This is a genomic window from Kluyvera sp. EC_51, from assembly GCF_019584505.1.
Taxonomy (GTDB): Bacteria; Pseudomonadota; Gammaproteobacteria; order Enterobacterales; family Enterobacteriaceae; genus Kluyvera; species Kluyvera sichuanensis.
Genome location: NZ_VDAG01000104.1, coordinates 1 through 16,789 on the forward strand (window position 1 = coordinate 1; position 16,789 = coordinate 16,789).

The window sequence follows — 16,789 nt, forward strand, 5'->3', positions numbered from 1 at the left end:
TGGCACGGCTGGGACGGAAGTCGCTGTCGTTCTCAAAATCGGTGGAGCTGCATGACAAAGTCATCGGGCATTATCTGAACATAAAACACTATCAATAAGTTGGAGTCATTACCGACGTCGGTACCGGTCGGCTCGGTCCAGGAAATTTTGTAGATGCTTTCGCCAACGCGAACAATGTAGGCCTGCTGATCTTTCACCCAACGATTCGCCACGATGCCGCTGTGAATACGGTAATCAAGGGTGTGGTCGTTTTTAACGTAAATCTCGTAGTTCCAGCCATTATCGTAGGTATATACCAGATGTTTGCCAACGAAACCGCTCAGATCGTGTTTATCAAAGTTGCTCATAATGTAATCTCCTTGTGTCGATGCAGAGATCTTATTGCTTTAAAAAGTAAATGAATAACGCTATGTTTCAATGAAACCCATCTACTTTTTAAATCAATTATGCATAAAACGACGCTGGAACAATGGGCACTGTTGGAGAAGGTGGTGGAGCTGGGCAGCTTTGCAAAGGCGGCTGAAGAGACTCACCGTAGCCAGTCGTCGGTGAGCTACAACCTGGCATTATTGCAGGAACGTCTTGGCGTAGCGCTGCTTATCCCTGAAGGCCGCCGGGCGGTGTTAACCCCGGCCGGTGAGCTGCTGCTCGCGCAGGTCAAACCGCTACTTAAGGCCTTCGCCTGGGTAGAGACCCGCGCCGCCACGCTGCGTGAAGGCATGCGCACCCGGTTGGATTTAGTGGTCGACAGTATTTTCCCTCGCGAGCGGCTATTCGCCATTTTGCGCCAGTTTCAGCAGCGCTATCCGCAAACGCAGGTGCGCTTAACCGAAGTGCTGGAGAACGCCAGCGGTAACGATGTGATTCAGGCTGAAGCGGACGTGATGGTGCTGACCCGCCGTCAGGACATCACCGGGCGCGGTGAATGGTTGATGAATATCGATTTTGTCGCCGTCGCCCATCGCGATCATCCCCTCTTCAACCTGGAGGGCCCGCTCAACGACGAACAACTGCGCCCCTGGCCGCTGATTCGCATTGCCGATAACGACAGCGGCAGCCAGGCCGGGCGCGACGCGTGGACCTTTTCAACCATTGATGCCGCGATTGACGCGGTGATGTATCAAGTGGGATACGGCTGGCTGCCGGAGGAGAGAATTCAGAACGAGCTGGCGCAGGGGATGTTAAAAACGCTGCCGCTCAGCCACGGTGTACGACGCGCCACGCCGCTGCATCTGATCGTCAAACGGGATTTAGCCCCGCTCGACGAACAGGTAGAGATGCTATTACAGCTTTTTAGTCAGCAGCATTAATCCATTATTCCGCCAGCGCCTGCGCACAGGCCCAGGCGCTGGACCACGCCCACTGGAAGTTATAACCGCCCAGCCAGCCGGTCACGTCCATCACTTCGCCGATAAAGTACAGCCCCGGCGCTTTCTTTGCTTCCATGGTGCGTGAAGAGAGTTCATTGGTGTCCACGCCGCCCAGCGTCACTTCCGCCGTGCGATAGCCTTCGGTGCCGTTTGGCTGTACGCGCCAGTCGGTCAGGGTATCGACCAGCATTTGCTGCTCGCGAACGTTCAGCCGCTTAAGGGTGACGTCAGGAATTTGTCCAAGCTGTTGCAGGCATTCAACCAACCGTTTCGGCAGCTGCATCGCCAGCGTGTTTTTCAGGCTCTGGTTCGGGTGCTCGGCACGCTGAACGTCGAGGAAGTCTGCCAGGTCGATATCCGGCAGTAAATTAATGCTCACGAACTCGCCCGCCTGCCAATAGCTTGAGATTTGCAGCACTGCGGGGCCAGATAGGCCACGGTGGGTGAAAAGCAGACTTTCGCGGAACACCGTGCCGTCCTGCGCGGTGATGACCGACGGCACCGACACGCCGGAAAGCACCTGCAGCTGTTCGAGCATTGGCTTGTGCAACGTAAACGGCACCAGGCCCGCGCGAGTAGGCAGCACCTTCAGACCAAACTGCTCGGCAACTTTATAACCGAACGGTGTCGCCCCAAGGCCCGGCATCGACAGGCCGCCGCTGGCAATCACCAGCTTATCCGCCGACACTTCATCACCGTTGAGCTGCAGGGTGTAGCCTTCGTCGTCACGGGTGACGCTCAGTATTTCGCTGCGCAGGCGCGTGGTCACGTTGCCTTTTTCGCATTCGGCGACCAGCATCGCTACGATCTGATCGGCGGAGTCATCGCAGAAAAGCTGCCCGAGGGTCTTTTCATGCCAGGCAATACCGTGCTTGCCGACCATGTCGATAAAGTCCCATTGGGTATAGCGCGCCAGCGCAGATTTGCAAAAATGCGGGTTCTGGCTCAGATATGCCGCGGGTTCGACATAAAGGTTAGTAAAATTGCAGCGACCGCCGCCGGACATGAGGATTTTACGCCCTGGTTTTTTACCGTTATCTAACAGCAAAACGCGGCGCCCTGCCTGCCCCGCCATGGCGGCACAAAACATTCCTGCCGCTCCGGCACCTACTACAATGGCATCAAACCTTTCCACGCACTATCCTCAACTTAGGTATTGTCGGGAATTGTAAATTTTTCACCGAAGTCGTACCAGTGAAATATAGACAAACCCGACTTATCCGATTGATACAAAATAAATAATTCTTTTCTACCTTTAAAATTACATGGATAAATATCAAAAAAAATAGAGATTTCACTTTGCCCGCGCCGCCAATGTCCCTGATAATGCCGCGCGTTCATGTCCTCAAAATGGCGTAACGTCCTATGTTACATTTGTTTGCTGGTCTGGATTTACATACCGGGCTGTTGTTAGTACTGGCACTGTTGTTTGTTCTTTTCTACGAAGCGATTAACGGCTTCCACGATACGGCTAACGCAGTGGCTACCGTAATTTATACTCGCGCTATGCGTTCACAGCTTGCTGTGGCGATGGCTGCGATCTTTAACTTCTTCGGCGTTCTGTTGGGCGGCCTGAGTGTAGCTTATGCCATCGTGCATATGCTGCCGACGGATCTGTTGCTCAATATGGGCTCCGCTCACGGCCTCGCCATGGTCTTTTCCATGCTGCTGGCGGCTATTATCTGGAACCTCGGCACCTGGTATTTTGGTCTGCCTGCGTCCAGCTCCCACACGCTTATCGGTGCCATTATCGGTATTGGTTTAACCAATGCGATGATGACCGGAACGTCCGTGGTTGATGCACTCAACATCCCGAAAGTGATTAACATTTTCGCGTCGTTGATCGTGTCACCAATTGTGGGTCTGGTCTTTGCTGGCGGTCTGATTTTCCTGCTGCGTCGTTTCTGGAGCGGCACCAAAAAACGCGCCCGTATCCACCTGACTCCTGCTGAACGTGAAAAGAAAGACGGTAAGAAAAAGCCGCCGTTCTGGACCCGTATTGCTCTGATCCTCTCCGCGATTGGCGTGGCATTCTCCCACGGCGCGAACGACGGTCAGAAAGGCATTGGTCTGGTGATGCTGGTACTGATTGGCGTTGCTCCGGCAGGCTTCGTGGTTAACATGAACGCTTCCGGCTACGAAATCACTCGTACCCGCGATGCGGTCAACAACGTTGAAACCTTCTTCCAGCAGCGTCCTGAACTGCTGCTGAAAGTACAGAACAGCGCTGACCCGTTAACCCCTGCAGCACTGGAAGCCACTGAGTTCCATTGCCACCCGGCTAATACCATGAACGCGCTTGAGCGTACCAAGGCAATGCTGTCGGGAATCGAGAGCTACGATAAACTCTCGGTAGAGCAGCGCGGTCAACTTCGTCGCATCATGCTTTGCATCTCTGATACCACCGATAAAGTGGCCAAGATGCCGGAAGTGAATGCCGACGATCAGCGTCTGTTGAAGAAGCTGAAAACCGACATGCTGAGCACCATTGAGTACGCGCCAATCTGGATTATTATGGCGGTCGCACTGGCACTGGGCATTGGTACCATGATCGGCTGGCGTCGCGTTGCCACCACTATCGGTGAAAAAATCGGTAAGAAAGGCATGACCTACGCTCAGGGTATGTCCGCACAGATGACCTCTGCGGTGTCCATCGGTCTGGCAAGCTATACCGGGATGCCGGTCTCCACGACGCACGTACTCTCCTCTTCCGTGGCGGGTACCATGCTGGTTGATGGCGGCGGGTTACAGCGTAAAACCGTGACCAACATTCTGATGGCCTGGGTCTTCACCCTGCCGGCCTCTATCATTCTGTCCGGCGTGCTGTACTGGATCTCGCTGAAGCTTATCTAAGTCAGCGGCGATAAAAACATAAAAACGGGTCAGGAAACTGGCCCGTTTTTTTTTACTTAGTGCCAAATCATCAACGCAATTAAGCTGATGACCACCAATCCACAGAGCGAACTGGTCAAAATAAACTGACGGCGAACGCGTTCGCAGCGGCGAATAAACTCATCGTCGTGATGGTCGAGGTAACGCTGCCCGTAAATGTACCAGACCAGGCGCATCTGCTTGCCCGGCTGGCCGTGGGAGGTGAAAAAGCCACCGCCATCGACATACTGATAGAGCAAGGGATCGCAACCTCGTAGTACCACCAATAGCGCACGTAGTGACGAGAAGTAACGTGCCATATTCACCACACAAACGACACACAGGGCCCAAAACAGCGCAATCGTGCTGATCATAACTCCTCCCCGGCGACCAGCCCTCAGAGATATCCCCCAGGGCATACCGCTCCCCAATTTCCCACCAACACCTCAGTAAAAGAGTGCGATTCCGATCACGTTTATTTATTCGATCGGCTCATTAAATAGTGTAGAAGATCAGTTAAATTTTTTACCACAAGGTTAATCGTTATCAATACGTAAGATTGAAAAATTTGTTTAACTAATTGGCGAACCGGATGCATTGACGGCGCCCCAAGGCCACTATAAGGTAGAAATATCTTCTACAATTAGGTCTTTAAGGGCAAACCCCGCGCAGATAGCACGCAGGACGCGGGCAAGGGACAGCGCATGGGCTGTCTGGTCCAACAGTCATCGACAACTTTATGGAAGGAGTAACACTATGGCTTACAAACACATTCTTATCGCCGTCGACCTTTCACCAGAAAGCAAAGTTCTGGTGGAGAAAGCGGTATCAATGGCTCGCCCTTACAATGCGAAAGTCTCTTTGATTCACGTTGACGTGAACTATTCCGATCTCTACACCGGGCTGATTGATGTCAATCTGGGCGATATGCAGAAACGTATCTCTGAAGAGACCCATCACGCGCTGAGCGAACTCTCTACCGGTGCGGGCTACCCAATCACCGAAACCCTGAGCGGTAGCGGCGACCTGGGTCAGGTGCTGGTTGATGCTATCAAGAAATACGATATGGACCTGGTTGTTTGCGGTCATCACCAGGATTTCTGGAGCAAACTGATGTCTTCTGCTCGTCAGCTGATCAACACCGTTCACGTTGATATGCTGATTGTTCCACTGCGTGACGACGAAGAAGAGTAAATCTGATTCAGTAGCCCGGACGAGGCGCACCAGCGCCGACTCCGGGGGGTTTTCCCCGGCGTCACTGCGTTCGGCCGGGCTACTTAGTTCACGCGTTTTTCCGCCCGGCAATCCACTCTTGTACCTCTACCACGAACGTATCCGGTGCTTTGCGGTACATCTTACGCGCCAGGTCCAGAATCGTATGCTGGCCTAACGCCTCTTCCATCCGCTGCTGCGCCATGTCCATCACCGAGCGCACGCCACAGATACCTTCACAGGCCCACTCCGGCGGCTGCTCATCAAACACCGCCAGACGCTGACGAATCTCCCGGCACTCAAAAATACGCTTATCGCCATCGATCGCGTTGACCACGTCCAGCACCGTAATGTCTTCAGCCGGTTTCGCCAGCTGAAAACCGCCGCCCTTCCCTTCGATGCTGCGCACCAGCCCGGCCTTCGACAGGCGAGTAAAGATTTTGGCCAGATAGTCGTAGGGCACGCTTTGCAGTTCGGCAATTTCACGCACGCTCATATCGCGGGCGTCACCTTTGCCGTCCACCATGCACATCAGACTATGTATGCCGTACTCAACCCCAGAACTGTAGAATGCCATGCGCTCTTATCTCAGCCAAAATTAATCTGAGTTATTGTAGCTTTTTCATCTGACGCATTCCAGATAGCAAGCATAAATACTGAACACATAAAAATTTAATTAATTAAATATCAAATAGATAATTTAAAAATGTGTCTTCTGATGCGTTTGCTGAAGCGAATCACGTTGCAATCTTTAACTACGACAAATAAAATCCGAGTCAATTAATCGTAGTCACCAGTGAGACAAACCTAATGCGTAAACAAATTCTGATCGTCGGTGCCGGTTTTGCCGGTATGTGGGCAGCGCTGAGCGCCGCGCGTCTGGCAGACAAACACCAGCAGGCCGTTGATATTACGGTGATTGCGCCACAGCCAGAGCTGCGCGTGCGTCCGCGTTTTTATGAAAGCCACGTTCAGACGCTGGTTTCCCCACTGATGCCGCTGTTCGACGTCACCGGCGTTAAGTTCCTGCGCGGCACCGTTGAGCAGATCCTCCCGGCCTCAAAAGAGGTGAGCTGGAAAGATGAGAACGGTGAAGTGCGCCTGCGCCACTACGACCGCCTGGTACTTGCCAGCGGCAGCCATGTAAACCGCGATATCGTTGCCGGCGCCGCCGAACACGCGTTCGACCTCGACCAATTGGAAAGCGCGACGGTCCTGGAACAGCATCTGAAAGATCTGGCTGGCCAGCCAGAAAGCGAAGCGCGTAACACCGTGGTGGTGTGCGGCGGTGGCTTCACCGGGATTGAGATGGCGCTGGAGCTTCCTGGCCGTCTGCGTGAAATTCTGGGTGAAGATGCTAAGACCAGAGTTGTCGTAGTTGAGCGCGGCGCGCAGCCGGGCGGCCGCTGGAGCCAGGAATTACGCGACGTGATTATCGAAGCCTCCGCCGAACTGGGCGTGGAGTGGCTGGTGAACGCGGAAGTGGAGAGCGTGGATGCCTCCGGCGTCACGCTGAAAGATGGCCAGGTTATCGCCTCGCAAACCGTTATCTGGACCGTCGGCGTACAGGCCAACGGGCTGACCGCACAGATTGATGCGCCGCGCGACCGTCAGGGGCGTCTGCACGTCAACGGCAACCTGCAGGTGCTGGGCCATAACGATATCTACGCGACTGGCGATGTGGCTTACGCCGCGACCGATGACAAAGGCAACCACGCGCTGATGACCTGCCAGCACGCCATTCTGCTGGGCAAATTTGCCGGGAACAACGCCGCGGCAAGCGTGCTGGACGTAGCACCGCTGCCGTATCGCCAGGAGATGTATGTGACCTGTCTGGATCTGGGCGCATGGGGTGCGGTGTATAGCGAAGGCTGGGATCAGCAGGTGAAGCTCAAGCGTGAAGAGGCGAAGAAGCTGAAAGTGTCGATTGTCAGCGAGCTGATTTATCCGCCGAAAGCGGATCGTGCGGTGGCGTTTGAGATTGCGGATCCGCTGGCACCGTTTGTTTAAGATTGTGCAAGCCCTCTCACCCCGGCCCTCTCCCCAAAGGGGCGAGGGAGAAAGCAGAGGGTGCAAACCGCACGATCGGTCCCCTCTCCCCCCTGGGGAGAGGGTTAGGGTGAGGGGTAAAATTACTCCGCCGTCCCCGCATAAATATCAAACCGATGCCCTTTGGTGACCACCGCATTCGGCGTCGCCACGTCCGCCAACGGCGGGGCGTAATCCGGGCGTTTCACCACCACGCGTTTGGTTGCCAACTGACGCGCCGGTTCCAGTAAACCATCCGCATCCAAATCCGGCCCCACCAGCGACTGAAACACGCGCATCTCTTTCTTCACCAGCGCGCTTTTCTGCTTATGCGGGAACATCGGGTCAAGATACACCACCTGCGGACGCGGGCTGATATCGGTTAACGCCGTCAGGCTGGACGCATGAATTAGCTGTAGCCGCTCCTGCAACCACGGGCCGATCTCCGGGTCCGCGTAGCCACGCGCCAGGCCGTCGTCGAGCAGCGCCGCCACCACCGGGTTACGCTCCAGCATCCGCACGCGACAACCAACGGAGGCCAGCACAAAGGCATCGCGCCCCAGCCCCGCCGTCGCATCCACCACGTCCGGCAGATAACCGCCTTTCACGCCCACGGCTTTCGCCACCGCTTCACCGCGACCGCCGCCGAATTTGCGTCGGTGCGCCATCGCCCCGCCGACAAAATCGACGAAGATACCGCCAAGCTTGGGCTCATCGCGTTTACGCAGTTCCAGATGCTCCGGGGTCATCACCAGCGCCATCAGGTTGTCGTCATCCTGTTCCAGCCCCCAGCGGGCGGCGAGAACAGATAAGGCGCCGTCTCCGGCGCCCGTTTCATCAATTAAGCAGATTTTCACGACAACAATCAGCCTTTGATCCCGTAATGCTCAAGCATTGCATCCAGCTGAGGCTCACGGCCACGGAAGCGTTTGAACAGCGCCATCGGTTCTTCAGAACCACCGCGGGTCAGGATGTTGTCGAGGAACGACTGCCCAGTCTGACGGTTGAAGATCCCCTCTTCCTCAAAGCGAGAGAAGGCATCTGCCGCCAGCACGTCGGCCCACAGGTAGCTGTAGTAGCCCGCCGCATAGCCACCGGCAAAGATGTGGCTGAACGCGTGCGGGAAACGACCCCAGGTCGGGCCTGGTACCACGGCGACCTGTTTCTTGATTTCGGCCAGCGTTTCGAGCACTTTCGCACCCTGCTGCGGGTTGTACTGGGCGTGCAGGCGGAAGTCGAACAGACCGAACTCCAGCTGACGCAGGATAAACAGCGCGGCCTGGTAGTTTTTCGCCGCCAGCATTTTATCCAGCAGTTCCTTCGGCAGCGGTTCGCCGGTTTCATAGTGGCCGGAGATAAACGCCAGCGCTTCCGGCTCCCAGCACCAGTTTTCCATAAACTGGCTTGGCAGCTCGACCGCATCCCACGGCACCCCGCTGATACCGGACACACCGGCAGTTTCGATGCGGGTCAGCATGTGGTGCAGGCCGTGGCCGAACTCATGGAACAGGGTGATCACTTCGTCATGGGTAAACAGCGCCGGTTTGCCGTTCACCGGGCGGTTAAAGTTACAGGTCAGGTAGGCGACCGGTTTTTGCAGCGTGCCGTCGAGTTTACGCATCTGGCCAACGCAGTCATCCATCCACGCCCCGCCGCGCTTGTGTTCGCGGGCGTACAGGTCGAGGTAGAAGCTGCCGCGCAGTTCGTTGCTTTCGTCATACAGCTCGAAGAAGCGCACTTCCGGGTTCCAGACGTCAACGTCGGTACGCTCTTTAGCGGTGATGCCGTAAATGCGCTTAACCACTTCGAACAGACCGTTAACCGCTTTATTTTCCGGGAAGTATGGGCGCAGCTGCTCATCGCTGATGCTGTAGAGATGCTGTTTCTGTTTTTCGCTGTAGTAGGCGATATCCCACGGCTGCAGTTCGTCGACGCCAAATTCAGCTTTGGCGAAAGCGCGCAGCTGGGCCAGCTCTTTCTCACCCTGCGGACGAGCGCGTTTGGCGAGATCCGTCAGGAAGTCGAGCACCTGCTGTGGATTTTCCGCCATTTTGGTGGCGAGCGATTTAAAGGCGTAGCTTTCAAAGCCCAGCAGCTGAGCCAGCTCGTGGCGCAGCGCCAGAATCTCTTCCATCACCGGGGTGTTATCCCACTTACCGGCGTTCGGCCCCTGGTCGGAGGCGCGAGTGGAGTAGGCGCGGTACAGCTCTTCACGCAGTGCCTGATTGTCGCAGTAGGTCATCACCGGCAGGTAGCTCGGGATATCCAGCGTCAGCAGGTAACCTTCCTGCTCTTTGGCTTCAGCCTGGGCTTTCGCCGCGGCCAGCGCGCTTTCCGGCATGCCGGAGAGTTCAGCTTCATCGGTCACCAGCTTGCTCCAGCCCATGGTGGCATCAAGCACGTTGTTGCTGTACTGGTTGCCCAACTCGGACAGGCGGGTCGCAATTTCGCCGTAGCGATGCTGTTTCTCTTTCGGCAGGCCGATTCCGGACAATTCAAAATCACGCAGCGCGTTATCGACCGCTTTTTTCTGCGCGGTGTTCAAGGTGGCGTAGTTATCGCCGTCACGCAGGTCGCGGTAGGCGTTGTACAGCCCTTCGTTTTGACCGACCCAGGTGCTGTATTCCGACAGCAGCGGCAGCGTCTGCTCATAGGCTTCACGCAGTTCCGGGCTGTTCTGGACTGAGTTCAGGTGGCTCACTGGCGAGAAGATGCGCCCCAGCACGTCGTCCACTTCCGCCAGCGGCTGGCAGAGGTTTTCCCAGCTATACGGCCCGCCCTGCGCCACTACGCGTTCCACATTCTCACGACAGTCGTTCAGTGCTTTGGTCACGGCAGGGACAACATGTTCGGGCTGAATCTGGGAAAACGGCGGTAGGTCGAAGGGGGTCAGTAATGGATTGGTCATATGCGCAGTCCTGGTCTAAGAAAGAAATGAAGCGCTCAGCGGCGCTTTAGCGATAGATCTAGAATGGGGGATAGTTGGGGGAATTTCAATGATAGTGGGCACTCATTTCACCGACGTTGTAAACAATGCCGAACAGCGCAACCGCCAGTAAAAACAGCGCTGAGAGGCGTTCGAGGCGGAGAGCATACCTTCCCGACAACAGGCGCTGAACCGTCAGGATATAGAGCGACAGAACGGTAATATCAAACACCACCCACACCAGCGAGAGCGTCAGCATGCTCAGGGTAAAGTCGTCCGTGATGGCAATAAACTGCGGGAAGAAGGCGACAAAAAAGAGAATGTCCTTTGGGTTTGAAATACCGACCAGAAAGCCCTTCAGCAGGCCGCCGCGCGCGGGTACCGCCTCGACACCCTGCGCTTTGTGCATCAGGCTACTGACGGCACTCCAGCCGATATAAAGTGAGCCAAGAACGCCCAGCAGAGACAGCATGACCGGCGACAACGCCACCACACCGAGCAGCATCAAGGCTGCCAACACCATCAGCATCAGCGATGCGCTGTTAGTACCGAGAACTGTCATAAATGCCCGACGACTCCCCTCCCGCGCCGCCGTTCCCATAACCAGCGCCACCACCGGGCCGGGCGTCGCAAGCAGCAGTAGTACCGCCAGCATATAGGCGGCGAGCAGAGCCATATTCATCATTTTCTCCCTACGATTAACGAGCCAGTGCCCGCCATTATTCGGCGGGGTAGGCGCGTTGAAAAACGGAAAAAACTACGCTTCAATGTGAGTAAAACTCACAATAGATAATCACCATGTCGCTCCCCCCGCTGTACGCTCTGCGCGCTTTTGAAGCCGCCGCTCGCTTAGGTTCATTCAGCAAAGCCGCTGAATTACTCAACGTCACGCCTGGGGCGGTGAGCCGCCATATCCGCACGCTGGAGCAGTGGTTTGACTGCGCCCTTTTTCAGCGACACGGGCCGCGCGTCACCGTGACCGACGCCGGACAAGCGCTGGCAACGCAGCTCAGCGAAGGTTTTCAAAGTCTGGAGCGGGCCTGTGAGGCCTTTGGCCGACGTCGCCGCGAGCTTCGCGTAAAGGCGCCCTCCACGCTAACCATGCGCTGGCTGCTGGCAGCGCTGCAACCGCTCACCTCACCGCAAATCGCGCTCTCCAGCGTGTGGATGGATACCGACACGGTTGATTTCAGCCACGAACCCTACGACTGCGCGATTTTACTGGGCGACGGCCAATTTGGCGCCGGGACACAAAGTCAGCTGCTGTTTGAGGAGTGGCTGGTGCCTATCTGCGCCCCAGGGCTCACCAAGCAGGCCAGGAAAAATCTCGAGCGCTGCGAGCTGATTCACCCCTCTCCGGATCGCCGCGACTGGCGACGCTGGTTGAAGCGAACCGGGCAATGGCCAGGGCTAAATACCGCTCGCGGCAAGGTCTTCGATACCCTTGAGCAGGGCTATCTGGCCGCGATTGGTGGACACGGCGTGGCGATTGGCGACTTACTGCTGAGCCAGGAGGCACTCACCAGCGAACTGCTGACGCTGCCCTTTAACGATGCCGTTGCTACGGGGGATGGTTACTGGCTGGTGTGGCCGCAGGGATCGTCGCAGACCCCGGATATCGACAGACTTTATGCACATTTAAAAAAGGCGATACCGCAGCCGGTACCGCCTTCCCTCAACATGCTGCGCTAATCAGTGCGGCTTTTTCGCCATTTCATAGGCGGCAGGCAGGTTCAGACGCTGCCAGAACTGCTGGTCGGCGGTGGTGCCTGAAAGCGGATAGCCCGCCGGCAGCGCGCTTTTCACCATCAGCGCGCGACGCTGTGCGGCAGAGAGATTCGGCAGCGCCGCTTCCAGCAGCACTTCAGCGCCCTGCGGCACCGTAACGCTCTGTTTTTCACCCTTCTGCTGCGGCAGGTCGTAGGTCATGGTGAAGCGATAGAAGTCACGCATCGCCGGGTCGCGGTACGGGTCATCTTTGCCTGCCGTTTTTGCGCACTCCGCAAGCGTCGTGCCGCACTCTTTTTCCAGCGCCGCACGCAGTTGGTCGCGAGCTTCGTTAAACAGCGCGCGGTACTTCGCATCGTTCAGGTAGTGGGCGACGTTACGTTGCGCCACCATACGGGAGCCCATCACGTCCAGCGGGTAGTGCACGCCGAGCACGATACGCGAGTAACCATAGCGCGCACCACGGGTCACCAGCGCGTCAAAACGCTCCGGGATCATCTCCGCCATCAGCAGCGCGTCGGTGTAGCCGGTATTGGTGTGTCCGCTTGGGAACGAGCCGCCGTCGGCGGTATACGGATGGTTATCTTTAATCACCACGTCGTCCGGCACGAGGTGAATGGTGTTGCCCTGAATCAGGAACGGACGCGGATTGTTGAAGTGTTTTTTCGCCGCGCTGGTGCTCACTTCAGAGGCTTTAATCAGCGCCGCCGCTTTGCTGAGTTCACCTTTGTCGTAAGCGGCGATAAACGCTTTGCCCAGCCGTGGGCCCATCGCGTCGCTCAGGAAGTAGAGGTGGTTGATGCCTTCCGCATCCGCCAGCGCCTGGTGGCGGGCGGTTTGGGTCGCATCACGGTTAATATCGGTCACCGTTGCCAGGTTCTGCTTCACCACCGTCTCTGGCAGGCTACTGAATGCTGAGAGCAGCGCGATACCCGCCTGCTGGTTAGCTTTGGTCTGGAAGTCATAGCCGCTGGCCTTCAGCCAGGCTTTATCGGCCTGCGTTTTGTTCTGTTTCGCTTTTTCCAGCTGGTCGCGGGTGAGCGTCGGCGCGTCCCCTTTCAGCGCCGCGCGCAGCGCCGTCAGTGATTGCCCTTCCAGCGCATCAAACGCCGGGCTGACCGCCGTTGGGGTAACGGTGTTAGCGATAGCCGCCGCCTGATTCACGGACACGTCTTTTGCCAGTACCGGCATCGCCAGCGCCATCGCAGCGGCCAGCAGTGTGATTTGCAGTTTCATTATTTTCCTTTTATTCAAACAATTACCTTGCCTGCCGTTGACGCTAAACCCGTCACTTGACGTTTTTATGACACGTTCATGTTTTGCAACATTATTGCCACAAATAGAAACGACGCCGCGCTACAGCGGTAATCTGCCCGGATCTGCGGTAAACTGTCAGCTATCTTGTTTAATTCCCGGAATATCCGCACCCATGCTCAGTTATCGCCACAGCTTTCACGCAGGCAACCACGCCGACGTTTTAAAACACACCGTTCAGAGTCTGATCATTGAATCGCTGAAAGAGAAAGAAAAACCGTTTCTCTATCTGGACACCCACGCCGGGGCAGGCCGCTATCAGCTGAGTGGCGAGCACGCCGAAAAAACCGGGGAATACCTGGAAGGGATCGCCCGCATCTGGCAGCAGGACGACCTGCCGGAAGAGCTGGTGCCGTACATCTCCGTGGTCAAACACTTCAACCGCACCGACCAGCTGCGCTACTACCCTGGCTCCCCGCTGATTGCCCGCCAGCTGCTGCGTGAGCAGGACAGCCTGCAGATGACCGAGCTGCACCCAAGCGACTTCCCGCTGCTGCGCGCTGAATTCCAGAAAGATAATCGCGCCCGCGTTGATCGTGCCGACGGCTACCAGCAGCTGAAATCCAAGCTACCGCCGGTTTCTCGCCGCGGCCTGATTCTTATCGACCCACCGTATGAAATTAAAACTGACTACCAGGCGGTCGTGAGCGGGATCAACGATGGCTACAAGCGTTTTGCCACCGGCACCTATGCCCTGTGGTACCCGGTCGTGCTGCGTCAGCAAATCAAGCGCATGATCCGCGACCTTGAAGAGACCGGCATTCGCAAAATCATGCAAATTGAGCTGGCGGTACGCCCGGACAGCGATCAGCGCGGCATGACCGCCTCAGGCATGATTGTGATTAACCCGCCATGGAAGCTGGAAGCACAGATGAACAACGTACTGCCATGGCTGCACAGCAAGCTGGTTCCGGCAGGTACCGGGCACACGCTGGTAAACTGGATCGTGCCGGAGTAATCGCAGGCATCGGTGGAACCTATCAGCTTCAGGTATACAATCGCGAGTATTTTGGCGGGTAGCATGATGCTCACCCGCTCAACATTGAACATTCAGGAGCGGCCATGACCAAACATTACGACTACATCGCCATTGGCGGCGGCAGCGGCGGTATCGCCTCCATTAACCGCGCAGCCATGTATGGCCAGAAGTGTGCGTTAATCGAAGCCAAAGATCTCGGCGGTACCTGCGTTAACGTCGGCTGCGTACCGAAAAAAGTGATGTGGCATGCCGCGCAGATTCGCGAAGCGATTCACATGTATGGCCCGGACTACGGTTTCGACACCACCATCAACAACTTCGATTGGGATAAACTGGTGGCTAGCCGCACCGCCTACATCGACCGTATTCATACTTCTTACGACAACGTGCTGGGTAAGAACAAGGTTGACGTAATCAAAGGCTTTGCGCGCTTTGTTGACGCGAAAACCATCGAAGTGAACGGTGAGACGATCACTGCCGATCATATCCTGATCGCCACCGGCGGCCGTCCAAGTCACCCGAATATTCCAGGCGTGGAATACGGTATCGACTCCAACGGTTTCTTCGAGCTTCCGGCACTGCCGAAGCGCGTTGCCGTGGTGGGCGCGGGCTATATCGCCGTGGAACTGGCGGGCGTGATCAACGGCCTGGGTGCTGAAACCCATCTGTTCGTACGTAAACACGCGCCACTGCGCAGCTTCGACCCGTTAATCGTCGAGACACTGGTTGAGGTGATGAACGCCGAAGGCCCGCAGCTGCACACTAACGCCATTCCAAAAGCCGTGGTCAAAAATGCCGATGGCAGCCTGACCCTGGAGCTGGAAGATGGCCGCAGCCAGACCGTTGACTGCCTGATTTGGGCGATTGGTCGCGAACCGGCGAACGATAACTTCAACCTGGCAGCAACGGGCGTGAAAACCAACGATAAAGGCTACATCGTCGTTGATAAGTTCCAGAACACCAGCGTTCCTGGCATTTATGCCGTGGGCGATAACACCGGTGCGGTAGAGCTGACCCCGGTGGCAGTGGCCGCAGGCCGTCGCCTCTCCGAGCGTCTGTTTAACAACAAGCCGGATGAGCATCTGGACTACAGCAACATCCCGACCGTGGTCTTCAGCCACCCGCCAATCGGCACCGTGGGCTTAACCGAGCCGCAGGCGCGCGAGCAGTATGGCGACGACGCCGTGAAGGTCTATAAATCCTCCTTCACCGCCATGTACACCGCCGTCACCTCGCACCGCCAGCCGTGCCGTATGAAGCTGGTGTGCGTTGGCCCGGAAGAGAAGATCGTCGGTATTCACGGCATTGGCTTCGGCATGGATGAAATCCTGCAGGGCTTCGCCGTGGCGCTGAAAATGGGCGCCACCAAGAAAGACTTCGACAACACCGTGGCGATTCACCCTACGGCGGCGGAAGAGTTTGTGACCATGCGCTAAGGCAGATTGCTTGAACGACAAAAAGCCAGACGGATGTCTGGCTTTTTTTGTGCGGGCTTTCCCCCGGGGTCGGCGTAAACGCCTCGCCCGGGCTACATGAGCGTGTAGCCCGGCCAAGCGAAGCGCCGCCGGGATTGCTCCGAGCACTAAAACCGCCAACTCACCCCAGTCAGCACGGTAAAACTCCCATCACGATCAACCATCGGGCTATTTTTAATCTCATCCGGCAGCACGCTATAGCTCGCGTTAGCCGTCAGCATCAGGTTGTTGGTCAGCGGGTACTTCATCGTCAGCCCAACGTACGGCATCCAACTGCTGCCCGGCGACCATTGCGCTAACCCGCTGCGGCGGGATTCCGCGCCCGATACGCCGTAGTAATAACGGTTGAAGCTATCGTCATAGTAATAAACCCCCAGCGTAGGGATAATCGCCAGCCGACCCATTGGCAGCACGCGGAAATAAGAGAGCTCACCGACCCAGCCGTTGCTGTTATCCAGAATATCTGCCGCCGCCGACACCTTCAGGCTTCCCCACTTTTCATGGTGATACCACGTCGCACCGGCCATTGCGGTGCTATTACGCTTATCCAGCAGCTTCATGGCGCTATCGTCGTTATCCGACGGGTCGTAGGTGAGCGGCAGCCAGGAAGCCGTCAGGCTGACTTCATCGCGCTGATTTTTAAATAGCGCATAGCCTAACGTGGTTTGACGAATATAAAATGAATCACCTTCATAATTAACGATAGGCACCGCATGAGTATTTTCATTATACCCGCGATAAATAGATTCATTAAATACCGCACCTGCCCCAACCGATAGCGCCGCCGATGATGCACCTGAAATAAAAGAGAGCGATAACAGTAGCGCAGCATTACGCTTAATTGACATTCCCGTTGTTCCAACCTAATATAATATCCTGATGTCAA

General features: G+C 56.3%; 16 protein-coding genes and 1 pseudogene. 8 read left to right on the forward strand and 9 right to left on the reverse strand.

Going from position 1 to position 16,789, the window contains the following annotated elements; genetic code table 11:
- Positions 1-98, forward strand: a 98-nt coding sequence (locus tag FHC49_RS19510; protein ID WP_000851394.1) for an IS1 family transposase, incomplete at its 5' end; no start/stop codon positions are given.
- Here the strand turns inward: FHC49_RS19510 and FHC49_RS19515 are convergent.
- Positions 96-350 (reverse strand): annotated as a pseudogene (locus FHC49_RS19515) (phenolic acid decarboxylase); the annotation flags it as partial. The gene FHC49_RS19510 and the pseudogene FHC49_RS19515 overlap by 3 nt on opposite strands.
- A gap of 96 nt (positions 351-446) precedes the next feature.
- Here FHC49_RS19515 and FHC49_RS19520 point away from each other — a divergent pair.
- Positions 447-1,310, forward strand: a complete 864-nt coding sequence (locus FHC49_RS19520) for a LysR family transcriptional regulator (RefSeq protein WP_220440645.1) — start codon at positions 447-449, stop codon at positions 1,308-1,310.
- A gap of 4 nt (positions 1,311-1,314) precedes the next feature.
- Here the strand turns inward: FHC49_RS19520 and FHC49_RS19525 are convergent, their stop codons facing one another.
- Positions 1,315-2,505 (reverse strand): NAD(P)/FAD-dependent oxidoreductase, encoded by a 1,191-nt coding sequence (locus FHC49_RS19525; protein ID WP_220440646.1) that lies wholly within the window; start codon positions 2,503-2,505, stop codon positions 1,315-1,317.
- Between the two features lie 230 nt (positions 2,506-2,735).
- On the opposite strand from FHC49_RS19525, the gene pitA reads away from it, so the two are divergent.
- A complete protein-coding gene (gene pitA, locus FHC49_RS19530; RefSeq protein ID WP_185667384.1) occupies positions 2,736-4,223 on the forward strand; it encodes an inorganic phosphate transporter PitA in 1,488 nt (495 codons plus the stop codon).
- 56 nt (positions 4,224-4,279) lie between these two features.
- On the opposite strand, the gene uspB is transcribed toward pitA, so the two are convergent.
- Entirely contained in the window at positions 4,280-4,615 is a 336-nt protein-coding gene (gene uspB, locus FHC49_RS19535; RefSeq protein ID WP_185667385.1) for a universal stress protein UspB, read from the reverse strand.
- 382 nt (positions 4,616-4,997) lie between these two features.
- Here uspB and uspA point away from each other — a divergent pair, with 382 nt between their 5' ends.
- Positions 4,998-5,435 (forward strand): universal stress protein UspA, encoded by a 438-nt coding sequence (uspA, locus tag FHC49_RS19540; RefSeq protein WP_035894835.1) that lies wholly within the window; start codon positions 4,998-5,000, stop codon positions 5,433-5,435.
- Between the two features lie 88 nt (positions 5,436-5,523).
- Here uspA and FHC49_RS19545 read toward each other — a convergent pair whose 3' ends face one another.
- Entirely contained in the window at positions 5,524-6,030 is a 507-nt protein-coding gene (locus FHC49_RS19545; protein ID WP_185667386.1) for an Rrf2 family transcriptional regulator, read from the reverse strand.
- Positions 6,031-6,263: 233 nt separating this feature from the next.
- Between FHC49_RS19545 and FHC49_RS19550 the strand changes: the two genes are divergently transcribed.
- On the forward strand, positions 6,264-7,463 hold the full coding sequence (locus FHC49_RS19550) for an NAD(P)/FAD-dependent oxidoreductase (protein ID WP_220440647.1): 1,200 nt from the start codon (positions 6,264-6,266) through the stop codon (positions 7,461-7,463).
- A gap of 122 nt (positions 7,464-7,585) precedes the next feature.
- Here the strand turns inward: FHC49_RS19550 and rsmJ are convergent, their stop codons facing one another.
- The 3 genes from rsmJ to FHC49_RS19565 form a co-directional block, all read right to left on the reverse strand.
- On the reverse strand, positions 7,586-8,338 hold the full coding sequence (rsmJ, locus tag FHC49_RS19555; protein ID WP_185667388.1) for a 16S rRNA (guanine(1516)-N(2))-methyltransferase RsmJ: 753 nt from the start codon (positions 8,336-8,338) through the stop codon (positions 7,586-7,588).
- 8 nt (positions 8,339-8,346) lie between these two features.
- Positions 8,347-10,389, reverse strand: a complete 2,043-nt coding sequence (gene prlC / locus FHC49_RS19560) for an oligopeptidase A (RefSeq protein WP_220440648.1) — start codon at positions 10,387-10,389, stop codon at positions 8,347-8,349.
- 85 nt (positions 10,390-10,474) lie between these two features.
- Positions 10,475-11,089 (reverse strand): LysE family translocator, encoded by a 615-nt coding sequence (locus FHC49_RS19565; RefSeq protein WP_220440726.1) that lies wholly within the window; start codon positions 11,087-11,089, stop codon positions 10,475-10,477.
- 116 nt (positions 11,090-11,205) lie between these two features.
- Here FHC49_RS19565 and FHC49_RS19570 point away from each other — a divergent pair, with 116 nt between their 5' ends.
- Entirely contained in the window at positions 11,206-12,099 is an 894-nt protein-coding gene (locus FHC49_RS19570) for a LysR family transcriptional regulator (RefSeq protein ID WP_220440649.1), read from the forward strand.
- Here the strand turns inward: FHC49_RS19570 and FHC49_RS19575 are convergent, their stop codons facing one another.
- Positions 12,100-13,371, reverse strand: coding sequence for a phosphatase PAP2 family protein (locus FHC49_RS19575; protein ID WP_220440650.1), 1,272 nt, complete (start codon positions 13,369-13,371; stop codon positions 12,100-12,102).
- Positions 13,372-13,564: 193 nt separating this feature from the next.
- Between FHC49_RS19575 and FHC49_RS19580 the strand changes: the two genes are divergently transcribed.
- Together FHC49_RS19580 and gorA are read left to right on the forward strand one after the other, a co-directional pair.
- A complete protein-coding gene (locus FHC49_RS19580) occupies positions 13,565-14,407 on the forward strand; it encodes a 23S rRNA (adenine(2030)-N(6))-methyltransferase RlmJ (protein ID WP_220440651.1) in 843 nt (280 codons plus the stop codon).
- A 104-nt stretch (positions 14,408-14,511) separates the two neighbouring features.
- Positions 14,512-15,864, forward strand: a complete 1,353-nt coding sequence (gene gorA / locus FHC49_RS19585) for a glutathione-disulfide reductase (RefSeq protein ID WP_185667393.1) — start codon at positions 14,512-14,514, stop codon at positions 15,862-15,864.
- Between the two features lie 146 nt (positions 15,865-16,010).
- Here the strand turns inward: gorA and FHC49_RS19590 are convergent, their stop codons facing one another.
- Entirely contained in the window at positions 16,011-16,751 is a 741-nt protein-coding gene (locus tag FHC49_RS19590; RefSeq protein ID WP_220440652.1) for a MipA/OmpV family protein, read from the reverse strand.
- Positions 16,752-16,789 lie beyond the last annotated feature (38 nt).

Excerpts from the sequence above, each read along its gene's own strand:
- FHC49_RS19520 (WP_220440645.1), top strand. The coding sequence starts at position 447 with ATGCATAAAACGACGCTGGAACAATGGGCACTGTTGGAGAAGGTGGTG.
- pitA (WP_185667384.1), top strand. The coding sequence starts at position 2,736 with ATGTTACATTTGTTTGCTGGTCTGGATTTACATACCGGGCTGTTGTTA.
- uspB (WP_185667385.1), bottom strand. The coding sequence starts at position 4,615 with ATGATCAGCACGATTGCGCTGTTTTGGGCCCTGTGTGTCGTTTGTGTG.
- uspA (WP_035894835.1), top strand. The coding sequence starts at position 4,998 with ATGGCTTACAAACACATTCTTATCGCCGTCGACCTTTCACCAGAAAGC.
- FHC49_RS19545 (WP_185667386.1), bottom strand. The coding sequence starts at position 6,030 with ATGGCATTCTACAGTTCTGGGGTTGAGTACGGCATACATAGTCTGATG.
- FHC49_RS19550 (WP_220440647.1), top strand. The coding sequence starts at position 6,264 with ATGCGTAAACAAATTCTGATCGTCGGTGCCGGTTTTGCCGGTATGTGG.
- prlC (WP_220440648.1), bottom strand. The coding sequence starts at position 10,389 with ATGACCAATCCATTACTGACCCCCTTCGACCTACCGCCGTTTTCCCAG.
- FHC49_RS19565 (WP_220440726.1), bottom strand. The coding sequence starts at position 11,089 with ATGAATATGGCTCTGCTCGCCGCCTATATGCTGGCGGTACTACTGCTG.
- FHC49_RS19570 (WP_220440649.1), top strand. The coding sequence starts at position 11,206 with ATGTCGCTCCCCCCGCTGTACGCTCTGCGCGCTTTTGAAGCCGCCGCT.
- FHC49_RS19575 (WP_220440650.1), bottom strand. The coding sequence starts at position 13,371 with ATGAAACTGCAAATCACACTGCTGGCCGCTGCGATGGCGCTGGCGATG.
- FHC49_RS19580 (WP_220440651.1), top strand. The coding sequence starts at position 13,565 with ATGCTCAGTTATCGCCACAGCTTTCACGCAGGCAACCACGCCGACGTT.
- gorA (WP_185667393.1), top strand. The coding sequence starts at position 14,512 with ATGACCAAACATTACGACTACATCGCCATTGGCGGCGGCAGCGGCGGT.
- FHC49_RS19590 (WP_220440652.1), bottom strand. The coding sequence starts at position 16,751 with ATGTCAATTAAGCGTAATGCTGCGCTACTGTTATCGCTCTCTTTTATT.